Origin of the sequence: Rahnella sp. AA, assembly GCF_002834385.1 — a bacterium.
In the GTDB taxonomy this organism is placed as follows: domain Bacteria; phylum Pseudomonadota; class Gammaproteobacteria; order Enterobacterales; family Enterobacteriaceae; genus Rahnella.
Window position 1 is genome coordinate 403,962 of the sequence record NZ_PITQ01000001.1, and the last position, 24,419, is coordinate 428,380.

Sequence of the window (24,419 nt, forward strand, 5' to 3'; positions counted from 1 at the left end):
GTTATGCCCCTTCTTTCACAAAGCGGGCAATAATGTCGCCCATTTCACTGGTGCCCAACGCCTGTTGGCCGTTCGCCAGATCGCCGGTGCGGTGACCGGCTTCCAGCGCTTTATTCACGGCCTGTTCGATTGCATTTGCCGCGTCATCCGCGCCCAGGCTGTAACGCAGTAACAGCGCCGCAGACAGGATTTGTGCAATCGGGTTAGCGATGTTTTTACCGGCGATATCCGGGGCAGAACCGCCTGCCGGTTCGAACAGACCAAACGCCTGCTCATTCATGCTGGCAGAAGGTAACATGCCCATAGAGCCGGTGATCATCGCGCACTCGTCAGACAGGATGTCGCCGAACAGGTTGGAACACAGCAGCACGTCAAACTGGGACGGATCTTTAATCAGCTGCATCGTCGCGTTGTCGATATACATGTGGCTCAGGCTGACGTCCGGGTAATCTTTCGCGATTTCGTTAACCACTTCGCGCCACATAATCGAGGTCTGCAACACGTTGGCTTTATCGATGGAGGTCACTTTGCTGCGGCGTTTGCGCGCAGATTCAAACGCGATGCGTGCAATGCGTTCGATTTCAAAGCGGTAATAAACTTCGGTATCAAACGCTTTTTCGTGCTGACCCTGACCTTCGCGGCCTTTCGGCTGACCGAAGTAGATACCGCCGGTCAGTTCACGTACGCACAGAATGTCGAAGCCTTTTGCGGCAATGTCGGCACGCAGCGGGCAAAACTCTTCCAGACCCTGATACAGACGGGCAGGGCGCAAGTTGCTGAACAATTTGAAGTGCTTACGCAGCGGTAATAATGCGCCGCGCTCCGGCTGATCGTTCGGCGGTAAATGTTCCCATTTCGGGCCGCCGACGGAGCCAAACAGAATGGCATCAGCCTGTTCGCAGCCAGCCACGGTGGCTTCCGGCAGCGGGCTGCCGTGTTTATCGATGGCTGCACCACCGACGTCATATTCGCTGGTTGTAATTTTCAGGCCAAAGCGCTGACGCACTGCGTCCAGAACTTTATAGGCCTGGGCCATAACTTCAGGGCCAATTCCGTCTCCGGGTAAGACGGCAATATGATGGGTCTTGCTCATGTTCACACCGTTTCCTGATTATTTTGAATGTTGTTGTGTTGCTGACTTTCCTGCTGCAAACGTTGTTTTTCAATCTCAACTTGTTTGCTGCGCCAGATGTTGTTCAGGACATGCACCATCGCCTGTGCGGAGGATTCGACGATGTCCGTCGCCAGACCCACACCGTGGAAGCGGCGGCCATTAAAGGAGACGACAACGTCGACCTGGCCCAGCGCGTCGCGGCCCTGACCTTTTGCACTCAGCTGGTATTTGACCAGCTCAATCTGATAGCCGGTGATGCGGTTGATGGCCTGATAGACAGCATCAACCGGGCCGTTGCCGGTGGCCGCTTCGGTCACAATTTCTTCGCCACAGGCCAGATTCACAGAAGCCGTGGCGGTAATTTTGGAGCCGGACTGCACGCTGAAGTTATCCAGACGGTAGAATTCCGGCTCTTCCTGCTGCTTATTAATGAAGACCAGCGCTTCTAAATCGTAGTCGAAAACCTGACCTTTTTTGTCGGCCAGCTTCAGGAATGCGGTATACAGATGATCCATGTTGTAATCGGATTCTTTATATCCCATTTCTTCCATACGATGCTTCACGGCCGCGCGGCCGGAGCGGGAAGTCAGGTTCAGCTGAATCTGGTTCAGGCCGATAGATTCCGGAGTCATGATTTCGTAGTTTTCGCGGTTTTTCAGCACGCCGTCCTGGTGAATACCGGACGAGTGTGCGAACGCGTTAGACCCGACAATCGCTTTGTTGCCCGGGATTGGCATGTTGGTGATCTGGCTGACAATCTGGCTGGTGCGGTAGATTTCTTTATGATTGATGTTGGTATGAACATTCATGTATTCCGAACGGGTGCGGATTGCCATGATCACTTCTTCCAGCGCGGTATTCCCGGCGCGTTCGCCGATACCGTTCAGCGTGCCTTCTACCTGACGCGCACCGGCCTGAATGGCGGCGATGGAGTTACCGACCGCCATACCCAAATCATCGTGGCAGTGAACGGAGATAATCGCTTTATCGATGTTAGGCACGCGTTCGTACAGATTAGTAATGATGCCGCCGAACTGAACCGGCGTGGTGTAACCGACGGTATCGGGGATATTAATGGTGGTCGCACCGGCTTTGATGGCAGCTTCCACGACGCGGCACAGATTATCCAGCGGCGTACGGCCTGCATCTTCGCATGAGAATTCAACGTCATCGGTGTAATTACGGGCGCGTTTCACGGAGTGAATCGCCATATCCAGCACCTGATCAAACGAACGCTTCAGTTTGGATTCAATGTGCAGGGTAGAGGTCGCCAAAAACACGTGGATACGGAACGCTTCGGCCACGCGCAATGCTTCGGCAGCGGCATCGATGTCACCGTCTACGCAACGGGCCAGACCGCAAACACGGCTGTTTTTAATCTGGCGCGCGATGGTTTGTACAGACTCGAAATCGCCGGGAGAAGAAACCGGGAAGCCAACTTCCATGACATCCACGCCCATTCTTTCCAGCGCCATTGCAATTTGAATCTTCTCTTTAACACTCAGGCTGGCTTGTAACGCCTGTTCACCATCACGCAGCGTGGTATCGAAAATAATGACTTGCTCGCTCATGGGTTGTTCCTTGTCTGTTTTATTTTCGCGCCCTGCGGGGAGATAAAAAAAAACCCGCGCATCGGCGCGGGTTTATTGTCTGTGGAAGTTGAAATCAGTTCTGATTTTCGCCCACTGGCTTACCGCGCAAATTTTCTGCGTTGAGTAGTAGGCCTAGGAGACGGGTAATCATGAACATGTTTTCAGCTTCTCATAATCGGGTGGTCAGAACGGATGTCGTTCAAACAGTGCCTAAAGTGATACGGGAATGTCCTTTGTATGTCAACCTTCGTTGTGTGGAAATCGCGAAAAACCTAGCAAATGATATTTTGTCTCATTTAGCATAAAAAACTGGATGTTGATGTCTGTGAGTCGTAAATGTTTTACATAAAATGACGTGCAATGGAACTATAAACAAAAAGAACGGCATGGATTTGAAAATTATCTAAAAATAAAGCTTGTATTACAATGGATTAAAAATGATTTACTTCTGGTTAATTTATTATTCATTTTTTGAATATTGTTTGAAAAACCATTTTATAGTCTTATATCATCAGTTTTTTAGCGGTTACTAGAGAGTGCATTACAGTTTCTGATTATAAGAATGAATGCTTTTTTTGGAAAGAAAAAGGATTATTAAAAAATAGCTTTCCTGATTTATTTTTATGATCTGATATTGTTTCGTCTTTTATAACTAAATCAATTAATAATATTCTTCTCAAATGGGAAGGCTATTCTTTGATGGAGAATCCTGTGCCTGAAATCATTGCAGAAAATAAAAAGAATTCAGCGGAAACAGAAACGCATCTTCGTAATGTCGACTTGAATTTATTGACAGTCTTTGATGCTGTGATGCAATTGCAGAATATCACCCGCGCAGCGCATCTTCTGGGCATGTCCCAGCCGGCGGTCAGCAATGCAGTTGCGCGCTTAAAAATTATGTTTAACGATGATTTATTTGTTCGCTCCGGGCGCGGGATTCAACCGACGATGCGCGCCCGTCAGTTGTTCGGCCCGATACGGCAAGCTCTGCAGTTGGTCATGAATGAACTTCCGGGGTCTGGTTTTGATCCCAATATCAGCTTGCGCCAGTTTAACATCGCCATCTGCAGTCCGCTTGATAAGTTCCTGACATCTCAGGTGCTTAATGCGGTTGAGATGTCTTCGGCTGGTATTAGTGTCAAATTACAAACTATTGTAAGTGATAATATTGAACATCAGTTACGTTATCAAAATATTGAGTTTATGATCAGCTACAGTAAATTTGAACGTGCTGATTTTTGTCATCAGGCATTATTTAATGATGAGCTGGTATTAGTCGCGGCGAAAAATCACCCAAGAATTAGCCCGCATATGTCTGATGAAAAATACCTGAAAGAAAGACATGCTGTAATGATGTTGGATAGATTTTATTCTTTCAGTTCTCCTTATTATGACGATCATGAATTACATTCTTTAATCGCGTATCAGGGAACGGACCTTTTAAGCGTTATGGATGTTGTTTCTAAAACCGAGATGGTGGCATTGGTTCCCCGGTGGTTGGCGCAATCGAATGCCGGAATACTGAATTTATCCGTTATTCCATTGCCTTGGATGAAAAGTAATTTGACCTGTTACCTTTCATGGCACGAGTCATCGAGCAAAGATAAAGGCAATATGTGGATGAAGTCACTGCTGAGCCAGTGCGTTCTCTCGTTGTAATCAGCCAATAGCCTTAACTCTTGCTGCCGTATCGGGTGCAGTAAGAGTTGCTGTTAAATTTCTATCAGGCAATATTTTATCCTGCACTTTTTCAGGCTTTATCCGGGCGCTTCGGGCTCCTGAAATTTCAGAAATCTTCCGGTTTTTTTTCTTGAATTGCCATGCAACCACAATTTCATTTCACCGCACAATGTTTGCCGGTAAACTGCGTTAAATCTTTGTAACAGAGCAATGTGGTCAGTTTCTTTCTTACTCTGACCGCGCTGGACGTCGGTATAAGCGCTCAATGAACCCAACCTTGAATAACTTTCATCTGATTACCCGTTTCCGCCAGCAAGTCAGTGCCCGTGCTGAGCAAATTGCTTTCCGTGAATGGTCCCCTGCGGCAGAAACCTCCCTGATCTGGCGCGAGCTTGGCGAAAAAGTGAATGCCCTGTCCGACGTGTTATTGCAGGAACAGGTGAGTGTTCAGGAACGCATCGCGATTTGCGGAAATAACTCCATGGCGTGGGCCATCGCCGATCTGGCGATCCTCCAGTTACGTGCCGTGACCGTGCCCATTTATGCCACGAATACGCCTTCCCAGTCGGCGTATGTGCTCAATGATGCCGATATCCGCATTCTGTTTGTTGTGGGCCAGAAACAGTATGACGCGGCGGTTGCCTTGCGCGATTTGTGTCCGCAGCTGAAACATATTCTGGTGCTGGACAGTGACGTCGATTTGCGTGCTGTTCCTATTGCCCGGCATGTCGCCGACATTGTGCCGCAGGACCGGGCTCTGGCGGCGGAGCGCGAAGTTCGCGTGAACGCTTGTAGTCTGGACGATCTCTTCACGCTGATTTATACGTCAGGCACCACTGGTGAAGCCAAAGGGGTGATGCTCGATTACAGCAGCATGGCGACCCAGCTTATGCAGCATGAAAAACGTCTGAACATTTCTGAACATGATATTTCCTTATGTTTTCTGCCGCTGGCGCACGTTTTTGAACGGGCCTGGAGTTTTTTTGTGCTCCACTCCGGCGCGCAGAATGTTTTCCTGCGGGAAACCGATCTGGTTCGCGATGCGTTGCAGGCAGTTAAACCAACGGTCATGTGCGCCGTTCCGCGTTTCTATGAAAAAGTCTTCAGTGCGATACACGATAAAGTTGCCCGTGCAGGGACGATCAAAAAAAGGCTTTTTCACTGGGCAGTGGCACAGGGAAAAGAGAAGTTTCTGATCGAACGCCGTGGTGAGCGCTATCCCTTCTGGCTTTCTCCTGCCTACTTCCTTGCCGATAAACTGGTGTTGAAAAAGCTCCGTGGTCTGCTTGGCGGTAATTTGCGTTTTCTGCCTGCGGCCGGTGCCAGCCTGGATGACAATGTGATCCTATTTTTTGAATCACTGGGTCTGAAAATTAAATACGGCTACGGCCTGACAGAAACCTGTGCGACGGTAACCTGTTGGGAAGAAAATGATTTTCGCTTTGGCTCCGTCGGCACAGCTTTGCCTGAAATTGAAGTCCGGATCGGGGAAGAAAATGAGATCCAAGTCCGGGGGCCAACATTGTTGCGAGGCTACTTCAATAAACCGGAAGAAACTGCCGCCAGTTTTACCGCTGATGGCTGGTTCAAAACCGGCGATGCCGGGAAAATGGACGAGCAGGGCAACGTATTCATCACTGAACGCCTCAAAGATCTGATGAAAACATCGGGTGGGAAATACATCGCGCCGCAACGGATCGAAGGCACGCTGGTGCAGGATCGTTATATTGAGCAGGCGGCGGTGATTGCCGATGAGCGGCATTTTGTTTCCGCACTGATCGTACCGGATTTTGATGTGCTGAACGTATATGCGCAGGCCCACCACATTGATTATTTCAACCGCGCCGGTCTGGTAAAAAACGAACAAATCCTGTCGCTCTTTGCGCACCAGTTACGTGAGGTCCAGCACGATCTGGCCGGTTTTGAGCAGGTGAAAAAGTTTGTGCTGCTGACCAAACCGTTCACCATGGAAGCCGGAGAACTGACGCCGACGCTCAAACTGCGGCGGAAGATCATTTTCAGCCGCTATCAGAAAGAAATCGATAAGCTTTACCTGGAGTAGCGTTCCACCTGCCTCAGTCACCGGCGGATGTCAGTTCGCCGGTTTTCTCTCCTTTTTATGTCAGCCACGGACATAATTTAATACTGTAATTTTCTCAGCCTTCCTGATATTTCTGACTGGTTACCGCACGCAGGCAGTGTTTTGTCCCAAGCGGGGTAATGAAGACAGTGTGAGGCCATAAAACAACGGTTCCGGACAATTTTTGGCGTTTGCCTGACTCAGATTCTGACGCTAAGGTACTGAGTTAGATTCGTGAACGCCAATAAGAACAGCAGGGTCTTGTGAGCCAGAATTAAAGTCCTAAAATTCAGCAATTTATCGCTAAATTGTTGCCTGATAGAACAGATAGCTGAAATAAAAAGTCATCCTATAGAAGAAACAAAAAGCCTGGAGGCAAAACCATGGAGATGTTGTCAGGAGCCGAGATGGTCGTCCGGTCGTTAATCGACCAGGGCGTAAAGCACGTATTCGGTTATCCCGGCGGAGCGGTGTTGGATATCTATGATGCCCTGCATACGGTCGGTGGGATTGATCATGTGCTGGTGAGACATGAGCAGGGTGCTGTTCATATGGCTGACGGTTATGCGCGCGCCACAGGCGATGTGGGCGTGGTGCTGGTGACTTCGGGTCCCGGCGCAACCAATGCGATCACCGGTATTGCCACGGCTTATATGGATTCCATCCCACTAGTGGTGCTATCCGGCCAGGTACACAGTTCACTCATCGGGTATGACGCGTTCCAGGAATGCGACATGGTGGGGATTTCCCGCCCGGTGGTGAAACACAGTTTTCTGGTAAAACGCGCGGAAGATATTCCGACTGTCCTGAAAAAAGCGTTTTATCTGGCCTCAACCGGCCGTCCTGGCCCGGTAGTGGTTGATTTGCCTAAAGACGTGGTGAATCCGCAAATCAAACTGCCTTATGCCTACCCCGATCAGGTTGCGATGCGTTCGTATAACCCGACCGTACAAGGCCATCGCGGGCAAATCAAACGTGCCGTTCAGACTCTTCTGGCCGCAAAAAAGCCGGTGTTGTATGTCGGTGGTGGTGCGATCAACTCTGAATGTGACGCGGAACTTTTACAACTGGCCGAGAAACTCAATCTGCCGGTGACCAGTTCCCTGATGGGGCTGGGCGCGTTCCCGGGCACACATCGCCAGAGCCTCGGTATGCTGGGCATGCACGGCACCTATGAAGCTAATATGGCAATGCACAATGCGGATCTGATCTTCGGCGTGGGCGTGCGTTTCGATGACCGAACCACTAACAATCTGGCCAAGTACTGCCCGAATGCGACGGTCATGCATATCGATATCGACCCTACGTCCATTTCCAAAACCGTGAATGCGGACATTCCGATTGTCGGCGATGCGAAGCAGACGCTGGTTCAGATGCTCGAACTGCTGGCGCAAAGCGATGAAAAGCAGGAGTTCGATGCGCTGCGCGACTGGTGGCAGAATATTGAGAACTGGCGCGGTCGTGAATGCCTGAGCTACGACAAAAATACCGGCACCATCAAACCGCAGGCGGTCATTGAAACGCTGCACCGTCTGACCAACGGTGAGGCGTATGTGACGTCAGACGTTGGCCAGCATCAGATGTTTGCCGCGTTGTATTACAAATTCGACAAACCGCGCCACTGGATCAACTCCGGCGGCCTGGGCACGATGGGCTTCGGCTTACCGGCAGCGCTGGGCGTGAAACTCGGCCTGCCAGACGAAACGGTCATTTGTGTGACCGGCGACGGCAGTATCCAGATGAATATTCAGGAGCTGTCCACTGCACTGCAATACGATTTGCCGGTGATTGTCGTCAACCTGAACAACGGTTATCTCGGCATGGTGAAACAGTGGCAGGACATGATTTACTCCGGCCGTCATTCACAGTCTTACATGCAGTCACTGCCTGATTTCGTCAAACTGGCGGAAGCTTACGGCCATGTGGGTATTGCCATCCGTAAACCTGAAGAGCTGGAAAGCAAACTGGCGCTGGCGCTGGAACAGAAAAATCGCCTGGTATTTGTCGATATCAGCATTGATGAAACAGAACACGTTTACCCGATGCACATCCGTGGCGGTGCGATGGACGAAATGTGGTTAAGCAAAACGGAGAGGACCTGATCATGCGCCGGATTTTATCAGTATTACTGGAAAACGAATCGGGTGCATTGTCCCGCGTAGTCGGCCTGTTCTCTCAGCGTGGCTACAACATTGAAAGCCTGACGGTTGCGCCGACAGACGATCCGACGTTGTCGCGCATGACGATTCAGACCGTGGGGGACGCCAAGGTGCTGGAGCAAATCGAAAAGCAGCTGCACAAGCTGGTGGACGTGCTGCGCGTGACCGAGCTGGTGCAGGGCGCGCACGTCGAGCGTGAAATAATGTTGGTGAAGGTTCAGGCTTCCGGTTATGGCCGCGAAGAAGTGAAGCGTTCAACCGACATTTTCCGTGGTCAGATTGTTGATGTCACGGCGACGCTTTACACCGTTCAGCTTGCCGGAACCAGCGATAAGCTTGACGCATTCTTAGCCAGTATTCGTGATGTGGCAGAAATAGTAGAAGTTGCACGCTCTGGCGTGGTTGGCGTTTCACGCGGCGACAAGATCATGCGCTAAAGCGTAAATAATCAGCAAGATGTAAAATTTATCTGCTTCATAAAAGCCCAACTTTTTCGTTGGGCTTTCTTTTTTGCGCGTCAGGTGAAGCGATTCGGTAAAACACCTTGCCCGGCAGTGGCTTCTGGGGTTAGATAAAGCATTATCTTTATTAAGGGGTTTTCTCAGTGAAGCTGGATGAGATCGCGAGGTTAGCGGGCGTTTCGCGTACCACGGCCAGTTATGTAATTAATGGCAAAGCGAAACAGTATCGTGTCAGCGATAAGACAGTCGAAAAAGTCATGGCTGTCGTGAAGGAACATAACTATCACCCGAATGCGGTGGCAGCAGGTTTGCGTGCCGGCCGTACTCGTTCTATTGGTCTGGTGATCCCCGATCTGGAAAACACCAGCTATACCAAAATTGCCAATTTTCTTGAACGTCAGGCCCGGCAGCGAGGGTATCAGCTGTTGATCGCCTGTTCTGAAGATCAGCCTGACAATGAGATGCGTTGCATCGAACATCTGCTTCAGCGGCAGGTTGACGCGATTATTATTTCCACCTCATTGCCGCCGGAACATCCTTTCTATCAGCGCTGGGCCAACGATGATTTCCCGATCATCGCACTCGACCGCGCGCTGGATCCTGAGCATTTCATCAGCGTCGTGGGCGCTGATCAAGATGACGCCCTGATGCTGGCGCAGGAATTGCGCACATTCCCGGCTGAATCCGTCTTGTATCTGGGCGCGCTGCCGGAGCTTTCCGTGAGTTTCCTGCGTGAGCAGGGCTTCCGTCAGGCCTGGGCGGAAGACCCACGTCAGCCGAAATATTTGTACGCCAATGCGTACGATCGCGAATCGGCGGCCGTCGTTTTCGCCGAGTGGCTGAAAACCAATCCGATGCCGCAGGCGTTATTCACGACATCCTTCCAGCTGTTGCAGGGGGTGATGGATGTGACGCTCAAAACAGAAGGGCGTTTGCCGGTCGATCTGGCTATCGCAACTTTCGGGGATAATGAGCTGCTCGATTTCCTCGAATGCCCTGTTCTCGCCGTCGCTCAGCGTCATCGTGATGTGGCCGAACGCGTGCTGGAACTGGTGCTGGCTTGCCTTGATGAACCTAAGAAGCCGAAAGCCGGCCTGACCCGAATCCGCCGTAACTTGTTCCGCCGTGGCCGTCTGAGCCGCAAGTAAACACCGCAACGGGCATTCGTAAAGATTGCCCGTCACTTTTTGCCCGGTATGCTCCCTCTTTGTTTCGGATAATTCGAATCATTCTTGCTGATAATACAAATACGAAAATTCCCATAGGGGATGAATGGATAATTTAGGAGCATTCCCAGATGCCTGAATTATTAACAAATGTTTTCGCTTTTCTGCAGTTGATATAAACCTTCCAATCAATTTCTAAAATACGTTAATGCTGACTGCAAAAGTGCTGTAGAATTCCCCGCTTAATTTCCTTCAGTTTGTGTTTACATCGGCACTGATGGTTTTTGAAACGCCTTAAAGGCTTGTGCCATGCGGGCTGGCATTTAAAATGATGATGATTTAGCAGTGATGGCCAGAAAAAAATTGAGAAGGATTTTTCTTATGGCTAACAGGTTAAGAAATGAGAGTTAGATAGCAGAAGAATATAAATAGTTAAATAATGTTCAGTTTGGTTTTTTTTTAAACGAAATTATTAACCCTCCGAAATTTCTTCAACTAATCATGACGTTATTTTCTATTCCTCTTCTAAAACACCTCACAAGATTGCGCTGCGCTTTCGCAGGCCTGCGTAAATATTGCTAAACCGCCTCCGCTCTGGCTTGACAAGGTTTTAAAACCATCCGTAAACTCTTTTCTGTGGGAATTTGTGGAGGAAAGTGGTGAAAAGGGTCACAGAGGGGTAGATCGGTCATGTTTCGTGGCGCGACGATGGTTAACCTCGACAGCAAAGGGCGACTTGCCGTACCCACCCGTTATCGGGATTTGCTGAGCGAAGAATCGCAAGGTCAAATGGTGTGCACCATAGACCTCCATCACCCATGCCTCCTCCTTTACACACTCCCGGAATGGGAAGTTATCGAACAAAAATTGTCCCGTCTGTCGAGCATGAACCCCGTTGAGCGCCGTATTCAGCGCCTGTTACTTGGGCATGCCAGTGAATGTCAGATGGATAACGCCGGGCGTTTGCTGATCGCAACAACTTTGCGCCAGCACGCCGGGCTCGCAAAAGAAGTGATGCTGGTTGGGCAGTTCAATAAGTTTGAACTGTGGGATGAACAGACCTGGTATCAACAAGTTAAGGAAGACATCGACGCTGAACAATCGTCTCAGGAACCGCTTTCTGACCGATTACAGGACTTGTCATTATAAGCATGGTTGAAAATTACAAACACACTTCCGTTTTGCTGGATGAAGCCGTTAACGGCCTCAATATTCGACAGGACGGCATTTATATAGACGGAACCTTTGGCCGTGGTGGCCACTCACGTCTGATTCTGTCCCAGCTTGGGCCGGACGGGCGCTTGCTGGCGATTGACCGCGATCCTCAGGCGATCAAGGCCGCAGAATCTATTGACGATCCGCGATTTTCCATCGTTCATGGGCCTTTTTCTGATCTGGCTGAATATGTGCGCGATCGTGGGCTGGAAGGCAAGATCAACGGTGTCTTGCTGGATTTAGGGGTTTCTTCTCCACAGCTTGACGATCCTGAACGCGGCTTCTCTTTTATGCGCGACGGGCCTCTGGATATGCGTATGGATCCTACCCGTGGTTATTCAGCCGCTGAATGGCTGATGAAGGCAGAAGCAGAAGATATTGCCTGGGTGTTGAAAACCTTTGGCGAAGAGCGTTTCGCCAAGCGTATTGCGCGCGCGATTGTTGAGCGTAATCGTGAACTGCCGATGACCCGAACCAAAGAGCTGGCCGATTTGATCGCCAATGCTTCACCTGTTCGTGAGAAACATAAGCATCCCGCGACGCGCAGTTTCCAGGCAATCCGTATTTATATCAACAGTGAACTGGAAGAAATCGAACGTGCACTGGATGGGGCTCTGGAGATTCTGGCACCGGAAGGGCGTCTATCTGTGATCAGCTTCCATTCATTGGAAGACCGTATCGTGAAGCGTTTCATCCGCCAGCACAGCCGTGGCGCGCAGGTTCCGGCGGGTATCCCGATGACCGAGGCGCAGATCGCCGAACTGGGTGGTCGCTCGCTGAAGTCTGTCGGGAAAATGATGCCTTCCGAAGCGGAAGTCGCTGAAAACCCAAGAGCCCGTAGTTCTGTTCTGCGTTTTGCACAGAGAACGACTGCGTGATTGGCAACGAACGCCACGGATTAGTGGGAGTCATCGCCAGCGATATTCTTCGCAATGGCAAGATCCCGATGATTTTGCTGATCGCTGTTTTGGTCAGTGCGATTTTTGTGGTGACGACGGCTCACCGCACGCGTTTGCTGACGGCGCAACGCGAACAGTTAGTACTGGAACGGGATGCGCTGGATATCGAATGGCGCAACCTGATCCTTGAAGAGAATGCCCTCGGCGATCATAGCCGGGTTGAACGCATCGCAACGGAGAAATTGCAGATGCAACATGTTGATCCATCTCAAGAAGTTATTGTGGTTCAGCCTTAAAATGCGCACGGAGAATACAGGCAGCTAATGAAAGCAACACGCACCGCGAAGTTAAAGCGTCCAGAAGATCAAGCCAGCTTTATTAGCTGGCGTTTTGCGTTGTTGTGCGCCTGTATCCTGTTGGCATTGGTGGGTCTGATGTTGCGCGTGGCATATTTGCAGGTCATTAACCCGGATAAACTGGTTAAAGAAGGGGATCTGCGTTCCCTGCGTGTGCAAACAATTCCTACTTCGCGCGGCATGATCACGGATCGCTCAGGCCGCCCTCTGGCGGTCAGCGTTCCGGTCAACGCCATCTGGGCGGATCCGAAAGAAATAAGCGATCGTGGTGGCATCACTGTTGATACCAAATGGAAAGCGCTGGCCGACGCGCTGAACATGCCGCTCGATCAACTTTCGTCGCGAATTAATGCCAATCCGAATGGGCGTTTCGTCTATCTGGCGCGTCAGGTCAACCCTGCCGTTGGCGAATATATTCACAAACTCAAATTGCCGGGGATTTCCCTGCGCCAGGAATCCCGCCGTTATTATCCGGCCGGGCAGGTCACGTCGCACGTTATTGGTGTCACCAACATTGATGGCGAGGGTATCGAAGGTGTTGAGAAGAGTTTTGACCGCTGGCTGACGGGTAAACCGGGCGAACGTACCATCCGTAAAGACCGATTTGGCCGCGTCATTGAAGACATCTCCACCGTTGACAGTCAGGCTGCGCATAACCTGGCGTTAAGCATTGATGAACGTCTGCAAGCGCTGGTTTACCGCGAGCTGAATAACGCCGTGGCTTTCAACAAAGCAGAATCAGGTACGGCGGTGCTGGTAGACGTACAAACGGGCGAAGTATTGGCGATGGCCAACAGCCCGTCATATAACCCGAACAACATGCCGGATACGCCGAAAGACGTCATGCGTAACCGGGCGATCACTGACATTTTCGAACCGGGTTCTACCGTTAAGCCGATGGTAGTCATGACCGCGTTGAAAAATGGCGTAGTCCGTGAGAACAGCGTTCTTAACACGCTGCCGTACCGGATCAACGGCCATGAGATTAAAGATGTGGCCCGTTATGCGGAGCTTTCCGTCACGGGTATCTTGCAAAAGTCGAGTAACGTCGGTGTTTCACGACTGGCGTTATCGATGCCATCCGCAGAGCTTGTAGATACTTACTCGCGATTCGGATTGGGAAAACCAACCAATTTGGGGCTGGTTGGGGAAAGCAGTGGCCTATACCCTAAAAAACAACGGTGGTCTGACATAGAGAGGGCCACCTTCTCTTTCGGCTACGGGCTAATGGTGACACCTCTCCAGTTAGCGCGAGTCTATGCCACGATCGGCAGTATGGGCGTCTATCGCCCATTGTCGATCACGAAAGTTGATCCACCTGTTTCCGGTGAGCGCGTGTTCCCGGAGCCGCTGGTGCGTACCGTCGTTCATATGATGGAAAGCGTCGCGTTGCCGGGCGGCGGCGGCGTGAAAGCCGCCATCAAGGGTTACCGTATTGCGATCAAAACCGGTACGGCGAAGAAAGTCGGTCCGGACGGAAAATACGTCAATAAATACATTGCTTACACCGCAGGCGTTGCGCCGGCCAGCAATCCAAAATTTGCCCTGGTGGTCGTGATTAACGATCCGCAGGCAGGGAAGTATTACGGTGGGGCCGTTTCCGCACCGGTGTTTGGCGCCATCATGGGCGGAGTATTGCGCACCATGAACGTTGAACCAGATGCGCTGACTGCCGATGAAAATGCAGACATAGTAAATAATCAAAAAGAGGCAACAGGTGGCAGATCGTAATTTGCGCGACATCTTAGCGCCCTGGGTGAGTGAAGCCCCGGCAGTAGCGCTAAAAGACATGATCTTAGACAGCCGCATCGCGGCTGCCGGCGATCTGTTTGTCGCGGTCTCAGGCCATACCAGTGATGGGCGTCGTTTTATTCCCCAGGCAATTGCTCAGGGCGTCGCTGCCGTCGTGGCCGAAGCAAAAGGTGAACAAGAGCACGGAACGGTTTGCCAGATGCATGGTGTACCGGTGATTTATCTCGAGGATCTCAATGTCTCGCTTTCCGAACTGGCAGGACGTTTTTACCAGCAGCCAGGCAAGTCATTGCGTCTGGTTGGTGTGACAGGCACCAACGGCAAAACCACCACCACACAATTGCTGGCGCAGTGGAGCCAGTTGCTGGGCGAAACCAGCGCGGTGATGGGGACGGTGGGAAATGGCCTGCTCGATAACGTGGTTCCGGCGGAAAACACCACCGGTTCTGCCGTTCAGGTCCAGCATATTCTGGCTGATTTAGTGAAACAGGGGGCCACCTTCGCCGCGATGGAAGTCTCTTCCCACGGGCTGGTGCAGCATCGTGTGGCCGCGTTGCCGTTTGCTGCCGCCGCGTTTACCAACCTGAGCCGCGATCATCTCGATTACCACGGTGACATGCAAAGCTATGAAGAAGCCAAATGGCTGCTCTTCTCCTCGCATCCGGTCGGTCAGAAAATTATCAATGCTGACGATGAAGTCGGGGCGCGCTGGCTGGCGAAAACCCCGGATTCCGTTGCGGTCAGCATGGAAGAAAAAATCCCGGCAGGCTGGAAAGGCCGCTGGCTGGTTGCGCGTAGCGTGAATTACCACGACAACGGTGCGACGGTGAATATCGATTCAAGCTGGGGCGAAGGCAAGCTGGAGAGCCGCCTGATGGGCGCGTTCAACGTCAGCAATTTGCTGGTCGCGCTGGCTACTCTGCTTTCTCTGGATTACCCGCTGGCACAGTTGCTGACGACGGCTTCTCAGCTACAGCCGGTTTGCGGTCGTATGGAAGTCTTTAACGCGCCGGGTAAACCGACCGCCGTTGTCGATTACGCGCATACGCCGGACGCGCTGGAAAAAGCGCTGGCGGCTGCCCGTCTGCACTGCAAAGGGCAACTGTGGTGCGTGTTCGGTTGCGGTGGCGATCGCGATAAAGGCAAACGTCCTCTGATGGGTGGGATCGCCGAACAGTTCGCCGATCGCGTTATCGTGACCGATGACAACCCGCGTAGCGAAGAACCTCGCGCCATCGTGGCGGATATTCTTGCCGGGTTGCTTGATGCTGGCCGTGCGCAGGAAATCCACGGTCGTGCGGAAGCGGTGACCAGCGCCATCATGCAGGCGAAGGAAGACGACGTCGTTCTGATTGCCGGCAAAGGCCACGAAGATTATCAGCTGGTGGGAAATCAGCGTCTTGATTACTCCGATCGCGTGACCGTCGCACGTTTGCTGGGGGTGATTGCATGATCCGCGTTTCTCTGCAAACTCTGGCTGACGCGCTCAACGCTGAACTTGTCGGCGCGGATACACAAATTGACAGCGTGACGACGGATACCCGTCAGATCACCTCCGGCTGTCTGTTTGTGGCGCTGAAAGGCGAAAAATTTGATGCACACGATTTTGCGGCAGACGCCGTTAAAGCGGGTGCAGGGGCATTGCTGGTGAGTAAGCGCTTACCGGTGGAGGTCCCTCAGTTAGTGGTCGCTGACACCCGCATCGCACTGGGGCAACTCGGTGGCTGGGTTCGCCAGCAGGTCCCTGCCCGCGTGGTCGGTCTGACCGGTTCCTCCGGCAAAACCTCTGTGAAAGAAATGACCGCGGCGATTTTGCGTGAGTGCGGCAATGTGCTGTACACCGCAGGCAATTTCAATAACGACATCGGCGTACCGTTGACGTTACTGCGCCTGACCGCAGAGCATGATTTTGCCGTCATTGAGATGGGCGCAAACCATCCGGGCGAAATCGGTTATACCACCGCGCTGGCACGTCCCGAGACGGCGCTGATCAACAACCTCTCAGCGGCGCATCTGGAAGGTTTTGGTTCTCTGGCTGGCGTTGCCCGCGCTAAAGGCGAGATTTTCGACGGTTTGCCTGAAAACGGTATTGCGGTGATCAACGCGCAGAGCAATGACCTCGCAAACTGGCAGCACAAGCTGGCCGGCAAAACCGTCTGGCAGTTCTCTTCTGCAAAAACGGAAGGCACTGATTTCAACGCGACCGATGTCAGACTCAGCCCGCTGAACACGGCTTTCACTCTGCATTCTCCAAAAGGCAGCATTGATGTTTCGTTGCCTGTGCCGGGCCGCCACAATATTGCCAACGCTTTGGCTGCGGCTGCGCTGGCGCTGTCTGTCGGCGCATCGCTTGAAAACGTACGTGCTGGCCTGAAAACCCTGCAATCCGTCAAAGGGCGTTTGTTCCCGATTGCGCTTAGCGAAGGTAAAACTCTGCTCGATGACAGCTATAACGCGAACGTCGGTTCAATGACGGCAGCGGCACAAGTGCTGTCAGAAATGCCGGGCTACCGCGTGATGGCCGTCGGCGATATGGCTGAGCTGGGCGCTGAAAGCGAAAGTTGCCACCGTCAGGTCGGCGAAGCGATTCGTGCAGCAGGTATCGATAAAGTATTCAGTATTGGCCACGACAGCCGCATCATCAGTGATGCCAGCGGATGTGGTGAGCATTTAGAGGATAAGGCAGCCCTGACGGCCCGTTTAACGAGCTTACTGTCTGAACATGCGGTAATTACCGTTTTGATTAAAGGTTCACGTAGTGCCGCAATGGAGCAGGTAGTACGCGCGTTACAGGAGAATGCAACATGCTAGTTTGGCTGGCCGAACACTTGGTCAAATATTATTCCGGCTTCAACGTCTTTTCCTATCTGACGTTTCGCGCCATTGTCAGCTTGCTGACTGCTTTGTTCCTGTCTTTGTGGATCGGACCACGGATGATTGCCCGTCTGCAAAAAATGTCTTTCGGTCAGGTTGTCCGTAACGACGGCCCGGAATCGCATTTCAGCAAACGCGGTACTCCAACGATGGGCGGCCTGATGATTCTGGCGTCCATCACGATTTCCGTCCTGATGTGGGCTTACCCGTCGAATCCATACGTCTGGTGCGTACTGTTTGTCCTGCTGGGCTACGGTGTTGTCGGTTTTATCGATGACTATCGCAAAGTTGTCCGTAAAGACACCAAGGGCCTGATTGCCCGCTGGAAATACTTCTGGCAGTCGGTTATCGCACTTGCCGCCGCTTTCACGATGTACGCCATCGGGAAAGACACGCCAGCCACCGAACTGGTGGTTCCGTTCTTCAAAGACATCATGCCGCAGCTTGGCTTGCTGTATATCCTGCTGAGTTACTTCGTGATTGTCGGAACCAGTAATGCGGTCAACCTGACGGATGGTCTGGATGGTCTGGCGATTATGCCAACCGTGTTTGTCGCTGCCGGTTTTGCGCTGGTGGCCTGGGCGACCGGTAACATGAATTTTGCCAGCTACCTGCATATTCCTTACCTGCGCCACGCAGGTGAACTGGTGATCGTGTGTACCGCCATTGTTGGCGCCGGGCTGGGCTTCCTGTGGTTTAACACGTATCCGGCGCAAGTCTTCATGGGCGATGTCGGTTCACTGGCTCTCGGCGGTGCGCTGGGGACTATCGCCGTGTTGCTGCGTCAGGAGTTCTTACTGGTGATTATGGGCGGTGTGTTCGTGGTCGAAACACTGTCGGTCATCTTGCAAGTCGGGTCCTTTAAGTTACGCGGTCAGCGCATTTTCCGAATGGCGCCGATTCACCACCATTACGAACTTAAAGGCTGGCCGGAACCGCGCGTCATCGTGCGCTTCTGGATTATTTCGCTGATGCTGGTCCTGATTGGCCTGGCGACGCTGAAGGTGCGGTAATTATGGCTGACTATCAGGGTAAAAAAGTGGTCATCATCGGGCTGGGTCTTACCGGCCTGTCCTGTGTTGATTTCTTTGTGGCACGGGGCGTGACGCCGCGTGTTATTGATACCCGCGTCAGCCCGCCCGGACTGGATAAACTCGCGGATAACATTGAGCGCCACCTCGGTTCACTCAATGAAGACTGGCTGCTCGATGCGGACCTGATTATTGCCAGCCCCGGTATGGCGCTGGCAACGCCTGCGCTCAGCGCTGCCGCCGATGCAGGCGTGGAAATTGTGGGTGATATCGAGCTGTTCTGCCGCGAGACGCAAACGCCAATTGTGGCGATCACCGGTTCGAACGGTAAAAGCACCGTAACGATGCTGGTCGGCGAAATGGCGAAAGCCGCCGGATGGCGCGTCGGAGTGGGTGGCAACATTGGCTTACCGGTGCTGACCCTGCTTGATCACGAATACGATTTGTTTGTCCTTGAGCTGTCCAGTTTCCAGCTTGAGACCACGTACAGCCTGCACGCTGCGGCCGCGACGATCCTTAACGTGACCGAAGATCATATGGATCGTTATCCGTTTGGTCTGCAGCAGTACCGTGCGGCAAAACTGAAGGTTTATGAGAACGCCGCGCTGTGCGTCGTCAATGCTGATGATGCGCTGACAATGCCGGTGCGTGGCGCGGATAAGCGTTGCGTGAGTTTTGGTGTGGACGTTGGTGATTATCACCTGACACGCCAGCAGGACGATATCTGGCTGCGCGTGCATGGCGAGAAGGTTCTGAATACCAAAGAAATGCCGCTCACGGGCCGCCACAATTATACCAATGCGCTGGCTGCGCTGGCGCTGGCGGATGCCGTGGGCATTCCTCACGCATCAGGCCTGCAAGCGCTGACGACCTTTACCGGCCTGGCGCATCGTTTTCAGGTAGCGTGGCAACACAATGGCGTGCGTTGGATCAACGATTCCAAAGCGACCAACGTGGGCAGTACCGAAGCGGCACTCAACGGCCTGCATGTTGATGGCACATTGCATCTGTTGCTGGGTGGGGACGGGAAATCCGCAGATTTCTCACCACTGACGCAATATTTGCAGGGCGATAATCTGCGTATTTACTGCTTTGGCCGTGACGGCGCGGAGCTGGCGGATTTACGCCCTGAAGTTTCTTCTTTGTTTGAAACCATGGAGCAGGCGATGCGTGATATCAGCACGCGTGTGGCTTCTGGTGACATGGTTTTACTGTCTCCGGCCTGCGCGAGCCTCGATCAGTTCCGCAGTTTTGAACAACGCGGTGATGTTTTCACTGCGCTGGCGAAGGAGCTGGGTTAATGCGGATCCGTATCCCAAAACTGGGCCTTGCCGGAAGATTTAACGATTGGGTGATGGGGTCGAAAGAAAACGACGCATTAACGCTCGTGCTATACGACCGGACCTTGCTTTGGCTGACTTTTGGTCTGGCGATTGTGGGTTTTGTGATGGTGACGTCAGCTTCGATGCCGATTGGCCAGCGCCTTGCAGATGACCCGTTTTTATTTGCCAAGCGTGACGCGATTTACCTTGCGCTGGCCTTTGGGCTTTCGATGGTCACGCTGCGTGTACCGATGGCGGTCTGGCAGAAATACAGCAACGTTCTGCTGTTGCTTTCCGTGGTGATGTTGCTGGTTGTACTGGTGGTCGGGAGCTCAGTTAACGGGGCATCGCGCTGGATTTCGCTGGGGCCATTACGTATTCAGCCGGCAGAGTTTTCCAAACTGTCACTGTTTTGCTACCTCGCCAGCTATCTGGTGCGAAAGGTCGATGAAGTCCGGAGTAACTTCTGGGGTTTTTGTAAACCGATGGGCGTCATGGTGGTTCTGGCGGTGCTCCTGCTGGCTCAGCCAGACCTGGGTACCGTCGTTGTACTGTTTATTACCACGCTGGCGATGCTGTTTCTGGCGGGGGCGAAGATGTGGCAGTTCCTGGCTATCATCGGTTCCGGTGCTTTCGCTGTCGTGTTGCTGGTTTTGGCGGAACCGTATCGTATGCGCCGCGTAACGTCGTTCTGGAACCCGTGGGCGGATCCGTTTGGCAGCGGTTATCAGCTGACCCAGTCTCTGATGGCATTTGGCCGCGGTGAATTCTGGGGGCAAGGGCTAGGGAATTCGGTGCAGAAACTGGAGTATTTACCGGAAGCGCATACCGACTTCATCTTCTCCATTTTGGGGGAAGAGTTGGGCTATTTCGGTGTGGTTCTGGCCTTGTTGATGGTATTCTTCGTCGCTTTTCGGGCGATGTCCATCGGGCGTCGTGCTCTGGAGCTTGATCAGCGTTTTTCCGGCTTTTTAGCCTGCTCAATTGGCGTGTGGTTCAGCTTTCAGGCGCTGGTCAACGTAGGGGCCGCCGCGGGGATGTTGCCAACGAAAGGTCTGACTTTACCGCTCATCAGTTACGGTGGTTCGAGTCTGTTAATTATGTCGACGGCAATCGTGTTATTGCTGCGAGTGGATTTTGAAACGCGTCTGGCAAAAGCCCAGGCGTTTGTAAGGAGCGCCCGATGAGTGGCAATACCCGGCGTTTAATGGTGATGGCAGGCGGTACCGGCGGGCACGTTTTCCCCGGTCTGGCGGTCGCACATCATCTGATGGCGCAAGGCTGGGAAGTTCGCTGGCTGGGCACGGCAGACCGGATGGAAGCGGATTTGGTGCCGAAAAATGGCATTGAGATTGATTTCATTAAAATTGCAGGATTGCGTGGGAAAGGTCTGAAAGCGCAGCTCACCGCCCCTGTTCGCATATATCATGCGTGGCGCCAGGCAAAAGCCATCATGAAGCGCTTCCAGCCTGATGTGGTTTTAGGCATGGGCGGTTACGTTTCCGGCCCCGGCGGTCTGGCGGCATGGTCGCTGGGTATTCCGGTGGTGCTGCATGAGCAAAATGGTATTGCGGGCATGACCAATCGCGGTTTGTCGCACATTGCCAAAAAAGTATTACAGGCGTTTCCCGGCGCGTTCCCGAATGCGGCTGTGGTCGGTAATCCGGTGCGTACTGATGTGCTGGCGCTGGAATTACCGCAAACCCGCCTGGCCGGGCGTGAAGGTCCAATCCGCGTGCTGGTTATTGGCGGAAGTCAGGGCGCGCGGGTGCTTAATCAGACCCTGCCGGAAGTGGCGGCGCTGATGGGCGATAAAATTACGTTGTGGCATCAGGTCGGTAAAGGCGCGCTGGAGTCCGTGGATCAGGCTTACGAAAAAGCCGGTCAGACTCAGCATAAGGTCACCGAATTTATTGATGACATGGCGCAGGCTTATGCCTGGGCAGATGTCGTGGTTTGTCGTTCCGGTGCACTGACCGTCAGCGAAATTGCGGCTGCGGGTTTACCGGCGATATTCGTGCCGTTTCAGCATAAAGATCGTCAGCAGTACTGGAATGCGCTGCCGCTGGAAAAAGCCGGTGCCGCGAAGATTATTGAGCAGAAAGATTTTAGTGCCGCAGCCGTCTCTGATCTGATGGCCGGATGGGACAGAACCCATCTGATGGACATGGCGATCGCTGCCCGTGCAGCCGCGATCCCCGATGCGACAGAGCGTGTTGCCGCAGAAGTGGTCGCCGTCAGCAAAAAATGAAATTGAACGGGCCATGCGCAGCGTGGTCCCAGCCGTAAGAAACGGATTAATCAGTAACCTGAAATAGTGAATAAAAACGTGAATACACAACAATTGGCGAAACTACGTACCTTCGTGCCCGAGATGCATCGTGTCCGGCACATTCACTTTGTTGGCATCGGTGGTGCCGGCATGGGTGGTATCGCCGAAGTGTTGGCCAATGAAGGCTATCAGATTAGCGGTTCTGACTTAGCACCGAATGCGGTCACTCAGCAACTGACCGCGCTGGGCGCGACCATTTATTTCAATCACCGCCCGGAGAACGTGCTGGATGCCAGCGTGGTGGTGGTTTCGACGGCAATCTCTTCCGATAATCCGGAAATTGTCGCCGCCCGTGAAGCGCGTATCCCGGTTATCCGCCGCGCGGAAATGCTCGCCGAGCTGATGCGTTTTCGTCACGGTATTGCCGTGGCAGGGACACACGGTAAAACCACAACCACCGCGATGGTCACCAGTATTTATGCAGAAGCCGGGCTGGACCCGACTTTCGTAAATGGTGGGCTGGTTAAAGCGGCAGGCACGCATGCGCGTCTGGGCTCAAGCCGTTTCCTGATTGCAGAAGCGGACGAAAGCGATGCGTCCTTCCTGCATCTGCAACCGATGGTGGCGATTGTGACCAACATCGAAGCAGACCATATGGATACGTATCAGGGCGATTTTGAAAACCTGAAACAGACGTTTGTGAATTTCCTGCACAACCTGCCGTTCTACGGACGCGCGGTGATGTGCATTGATGATCCGGTGATCCGTGAGCTGATCCCACGCGTAGGCCGCCATATGACCACCTACGGATTCAGCGAAGACGCTGATGTGATTATCGAAAATTACCGACAGGTTGGCGCGCAGGGGCACTTTACGATACGTCGTCAGGATCTGCCGCTGATCAGCGTCACGCTGAACGCTCCGGGCCGTCATAACGCCCTGAATGCCGCTGCGGCTGTGGCTGTTGCGACAGAAGAAGGTATCAGCGACGACGCAATTTTGCGTGCACTGGAAGGTTTCCAGGGAACCGGTCGTCGTTTTGATTTTTTGGGCGATTACGCGCTGGAAAATGTGAACGGAAAAACCGGCAGCGCGATGCTGGTTGATGACTACGGCCATCACCCGACAGAAGTGGATGCGACAATCAAAGCTGCGCGCGCGGGCTGGGCGAACAAGCGCCTGGTGATGATTTTCCAGCCTCACCGTTACACGCGTACCCGCGATTTGTACGACGACTTTGCGAACGTGCTGTCTCAGGTCGATGTGCTGATCATGCTCGACGTTTATCCGGCCGGTGAAGCGCCAATTCCGGGCGCGGACAGCCGTTCGCTGTGCCGCACCATTCGTGCGCGAGGAAAACTGGATCCTATTCTGGTTTCTGACATTGATGCCGTGCCTGAAAACCTGGCGCAGATCCTCGAAGGCGATGATTTAGTGCTGGTGCAGGGTGCTGGCAACGTTGGCAAAGTGGCCCGTAAACTGGCTGATCAAAAGTTGCAGCCAGTGAAAAAAGGTGAAGAACATCATGTCTGAGAAAGTAGCGGTATTATTGGGTGGTACTTCCGCAGAACGCGATGTGTCATTACAGTCCGGCGCGGCCGTGCTGGCCGGTTTACGCGAATCAGGTGTGGATGCGCATGGCATCGACACCAAAACATTCAACGTGGCGCTTCTTAAAGAAGAAGGGTTCAGCAAAGTCTTTATCGCGCTGCATGGCCGCGGCGGTGAAGACGGTACGTTGCAAGGGCTGCTCGAGCAAATCGGCCTGCCGTATACCGGCAGCGGCGTGATGGCTTCTGCGCTGACCATGGATAAATTCCGCACCAAGCTGGTGTGGCAGGCGCTGGGTTTGCCGGTTGCCCCGTTCGTGGCATTGCATCGTTCACAAATTGAAGAAGCAGGGCAGGGCGCTCTGGCGGCAAAAATCGCCGAATTAGGCCTGCCGGTTATCGTCAAACCGAGCCGTGAAGGTTCCAGCGTTGGCATGAGTAAAGTGACAACTGAAAAAGAGTTGCTGCCAGCCCTGCAGGAAGGCTTCCGACATGACGATAACGTTCTGATTGAAAAGTGGTTAAGCGGCCCTGAATACACGGTAGCTATCGTTGGCGATCAGGTTATGCCATCAATCCGTATCCAGCCAGCCGGGACGTTTTATGACTATCAGGCGAAGTATCTGTCGGACGAAACACAGTATTTTTGCCCAAGCGGTTTGAGCGGGGAGCAGGAAAAACAATTATCTGCACTGGCACTGCAGGCTTACCAGGCACTGGATTGCAGTGGCTGGGGGCGTGTTGATGTGATGCAAGACGGTGATGGCAGCTTTAATTTGCTGGAAGTGAATACGTCGCCGGGAATGACCAGCCACAGCCTGGTGCCGATGGCGGCCAGGTATGCCGGGCTGAGCTTCCCTCAACTCGTTTTCCGTATTCTGGCATTGGCTGACTGA

General features: G+C 52.8%; 20 protein-coding genes. 17 read left to right on the forward strand and 3 right to left on the reverse strand.

The window, feature by feature from the left end:
• Position 1: 1 nt before the first annotated feature.
• Positions 2 to 1,093, reverse strand: a complete 1,092-nt coding sequence (gene leuB / locus CWS43_RS01800; protein WP_101075153.1) for a 3-isopropylmalate dehydrogenase — start codon at positions 1,091 to 1,093, stop codon at positions 2 to 4.
• A 2-nt stretch (positions 1,094 to 1,095) separates the two neighbouring features.
• Entirely contained in the window at positions 1,096 to 2,685 is a 1,590-nt protein-coding gene (leuA, locus tag CWS43_RS01805) for a 2-isopropylmalate synthase (protein ID WP_101075154.1), read from the reverse strand.
• A gap of 720 nt (positions 2,686 to 3,405) precedes the next feature.
• Between leuA and leuO the strand changes: the two genes are divergently transcribed.
• Positions 3,406 to 4,365, forward strand: coding sequence for a transcriptional regulator LeuO (leuO, locus tag CWS43_RS01810; protein ID WP_101075155.1), 960 nt, complete (start codon positions 3,406 to 3,408; stop codon positions 4,363 to 4,365).
• Here leuO and CWS43_RS27130 read toward each other — a convergent pair whose 3' ends face one another.
• Entirely contained in the window at positions 4,366 to 4,536 is a 171-nt protein-coding gene (locus tag CWS43_RS27130) for a hypothetical protein (protein ID WP_157825342.1), read from the reverse strand.
• Between the two features lie 115 nt (positions 4,537 to 4,651).
• On the opposite strand from CWS43_RS27130, the gene CWS43_RS01815 reads away from it, so the two are divergent.
• The 16 genes from CWS43_RS01815 to CWS43_RS01890 all read left to right on the forward strand — a co-directional run bounded on the left by CWS43_RS01815 (position 4,652) and on the right by CWS43_RS01890 (position 24,419).
• Positions 4,652 to 6,448, forward strand: coding sequence for a long-chain fatty acid--CoA ligase (locus tag CWS43_RS01815; protein ID WP_101075156.1), 1,797 nt, complete (start codon positions 4,652 to 4,654; stop codon positions 6,446 to 6,448).
• Positions 6,449 to 6,849: 401 nt separating this feature from the next.
• Positions 6,850 to 8,568, forward strand: coding sequence for an acetolactate synthase 3 large subunit (ilvI, locus tag CWS43_RS01820; protein ID WP_101075157.1), 1,719 nt, complete (start codon positions 6,850 to 6,852; stop codon positions 8,566 to 8,568).
• Between the two features lie 2 nt (positions 8,569 to 8,570).
• Positions 8,571 to 9,062, forward strand: a complete 492-nt coding sequence (gene ilvN / locus CWS43_RS01825; RefSeq protein ID WP_198555754.1) for an acetolactate synthase small subunit — start codon at positions 8,571 to 8,573, stop codon at positions 9,060 to 9,062.
• 167 nt (positions 9,063 to 9,229) lie between these two features.
• Positions 9,230 to 10,234: a catabolite repressor/activator gene (gene cra / locus CWS43_RS01830; RefSeq protein WP_101075158.1), complete on the forward strand. Its 1,005-nt coding sequence runs from the start codon at positions 9,230 to 9,232 to the stop codon at positions 10,232 to 10,234.
• A gap of 708 nt (positions 10,235 to 10,942) precedes the next feature.
• Positions 10,943 to 11,401 carry a division/cell wall cluster transcriptional repressor MraZ gene (mraZ, locus tag CWS43_RS01835; RefSeq protein WP_034787151.1) on the forward strand — a complete coding sequence of 153 codons (459 nt, stop codon included), beginning with the start codon at positions 10,943 to 10,945 and terminating at the stop codon, positions 11,399 to 11,401.
• 2 nt (positions 11,402 to 11,403) lie between these two features.
• The gene (rsmH, locus tag CWS43_RS01840; RefSeq protein WP_101075159.1) at positions 11,404 to 12,345 is read left to right on the forward strand and encodes a 16S rRNA (cytosine(1402)-N(4))-methyltransferase RsmH; all 942 of its coding nucleotides are present in this window, start codon (positions 11,404 to 11,406) and stop codon (positions 12,343 to 12,345) included.
• Positions 12,342 to 12,662 (forward strand): cell division protein FtsL, encoded by a 321-nt coding sequence (gene ftsL / locus CWS43_RS01845; RefSeq protein ID WP_101075160.1) that lies wholly within the window; start codon positions 12,342 to 12,344, stop codon positions 12,660 to 12,662. The genes rsmH and ftsL overlap by 4 nt, the downstream gene beginning before the upstream one ends.
• A gap of 27 nt (positions 12,663 to 12,689) precedes the next feature.
• Complete coding sequence (locus tag CWS43_RS01850) at positions 12,690 to 14,453, forward strand: peptidoglycan glycosyltransferase FtsI (protein ID WP_101075161.1); 1,764 nt, start codon at positions 12,690 to 12,692, stop codon at positions 14,451 to 14,453.
• Positions 14,440 to 15,927 carry a UDP-N-acetylmuramoyl-L-alanyl-D-glutamate--2,6-diaminopimelate ligase gene (gene murE, locus CWS43_RS01855; RefSeq protein ID WP_101075162.1) on the forward strand — a complete coding sequence of 496 codons (1,488 nt, stop codon included), beginning with the start codon at positions 14,440 to 14,442 and terminating at the stop codon, positions 15,925 to 15,927. Before CWS43_RS01850 ends, murE begins: the two co-directional genes overlap by 14 nt.
• On the forward strand, positions 15,924 to 17,285 hold the full coding sequence (murF, locus tag CWS43_RS01860; RefSeq protein ID WP_101075163.1) for a UDP-N-acetylmuramoyl-tripeptide--D-alanyl-D-alanine ligase: 1,362 nt from the start codon (positions 15,924 to 15,926) through the stop codon (positions 17,283 to 17,285). The genes murE and murF overlap by 4 nt, the downstream gene beginning before the upstream one ends.
• On the forward strand, positions 17,279 to 18,361 hold the full coding sequence (gene mraY, locus CWS43_RS01865) for a phospho-N-acetylmuramoyl-pentapeptide-transferase (RefSeq protein WP_101075164.1): 1,083 nt from the start codon (positions 17,279 to 17,281) through the stop codon (positions 18,359 to 18,361). Before murF ends, mraY begins: the two co-directional genes overlap by 7 nt.
• 2 nt (positions 18,362 to 18,363) lie before the next feature.
• On the forward strand, positions 18,364 to 19,680 hold the full coding sequence (murD, locus tag CWS43_RS01870; RefSeq protein WP_101075165.1) for a UDP-N-acetylmuramoyl-L-alanine--D-glutamate ligase: 1,317 nt from the start codon (positions 18,364 to 18,366) through the stop codon (positions 19,678 to 19,680).
• A gap of 5 nt (positions 19,681 to 19,685) precedes the next feature.
• Positions 19,686 to 20,888, forward strand: a complete 1,203-nt coding sequence (gene ftsW, locus CWS43_RS01875; RefSeq protein WP_369825843.1) for a cell division protein FtsW — start codon at positions 19,686 to 19,688, stop codon at positions 20,886 to 20,888.
• Entirely contained in the window at positions 20,885 to 21,952 is a 1,068-nt protein-coding gene (gene murG, locus CWS43_RS01880) for an undecaprenyldiphospho-muramoylpentapeptide beta-N-acetylglucosaminyltransferase (RefSeq protein ID WP_101075167.1), read from the forward strand. Before ftsW ends, murG begins: the two co-directional genes overlap by 4 nt.
• 78 nt (positions 21,953 to 22,030) lie before the next feature.
• Positions 22,031 to 23,506 (forward strand): UDP-N-acetylmuramate--L-alanine ligase, encoded by a 1,476-nt coding sequence (murC, locus tag CWS43_RS01885; protein WP_101075772.1) that lies wholly within the window; start codon positions 22,031 to 22,033, stop codon positions 23,504 to 23,506.
• A complete protein-coding gene (locus CWS43_RS01890; protein ID WP_101075168.1) occupies positions 23,499 to 24,419 on the forward strand; it encodes a D-alanine--D-alanine ligase in 921 nt (306 codons plus the stop codon). The genes murC and CWS43_RS01890 overlap by 8 nt, the downstream gene beginning before the upstream one ends.

What these genes read in the sequence shown, in the direction of transcription:
- leuB (WP_101075153.1), bottom strand. Translation starts at nt 1,093, where the DNA reads ATGAGCAAGACCCATCATATTGCCGTCTTACCCGGAGACGGAATTGGC.
- leuA (WP_101075154.1), bottom strand. Translation starts at nt 2,685, where the DNA reads ATGAGCGAGCAAGTCATTATTTTCGATACCACGCTGCGTGATGGTGAA.
- leuO (WP_101075155.1), top strand. Translation starts at nt 3,406, where the DNA reads ATGGAGAATCCTGTGCCTGAAATCATTGCAGAAAATAAAAAGAATTCA.
- CWS43_RS01815 (WP_101075156.1), top strand. Translation starts at nt 4,652, where the DNA reads ATGAACCCAACCTTGAATAACTTTCATCTGATTACCCGTTTCCGCCAG.
- ilvI (WP_101075157.1), top strand. Translation starts at nt 6,850, where the DNA reads ATGGAGATGTTGTCAGGAGCCGAGATGGTCGTCCGGTCGTTAATCGAC.
- ilvN (WP_198555754.1), top strand. Translation starts at nt 8,571, where the DNA reads ATGCGCCGGATTTTATCAGTATTACTGGAAAACGAATCGGGTGCATTG.
- mraZ (WP_034787151.1), top strand. Translation starts at nt 10,943, where the DNA reads ATGTTTCGTGGCGCGACGATGGTTAACCTCGACAGCAAAGGGCGACTT.
- rsmH (WP_101075159.1), top strand. Translation starts at nt 11,404, where the DNA reads ATGGTTGAAAATTACAAACACACTTCCGTTTTGCTGGATGAAGCCGTT.
- CWS43_RS01850 (WP_101075161.1), top strand. Translation starts at nt 12,690, where the DNA reads ATGAAAGCAACACGCACCGCGAAGTTAAAGCGTCCAGAAGATCAAGCC.
- murF (WP_101075163.1), top strand. Translation starts at nt 15,924, where the DNA reads ATGATCCGCGTTTCTCTGCAAACTCTGGCTGACGCGCTCAACGCTGAA.
- mraY (WP_101075164.1), top strand. Translation starts at nt 17,279, where the DNA reads ATGCTAGTTTGGCTGGCCGAACACTTGGTCAAATATTATTCCGGCTTC.
- murD (WP_101075165.1), top strand. Translation starts at nt 18,364, where the DNA reads ATGGCTGACTATCAGGGTAAAAAAGTGGTCATCATCGGGCTGGGTCTT.
- murG (WP_101075167.1), top strand. Translation starts at nt 20,885, where the DNA reads ATGAGTGGCAATACCCGGCGTTTAATGGTGATGGCAGGCGGTACCGGC.
- CWS43_RS01890 (WP_101075168.1), top strand. Translation starts at nt 23,499, where the DNA reads ATGTCTGAGAAAGTAGCGGTATTATTGGGTGGTACTTCCGCAGAACGC.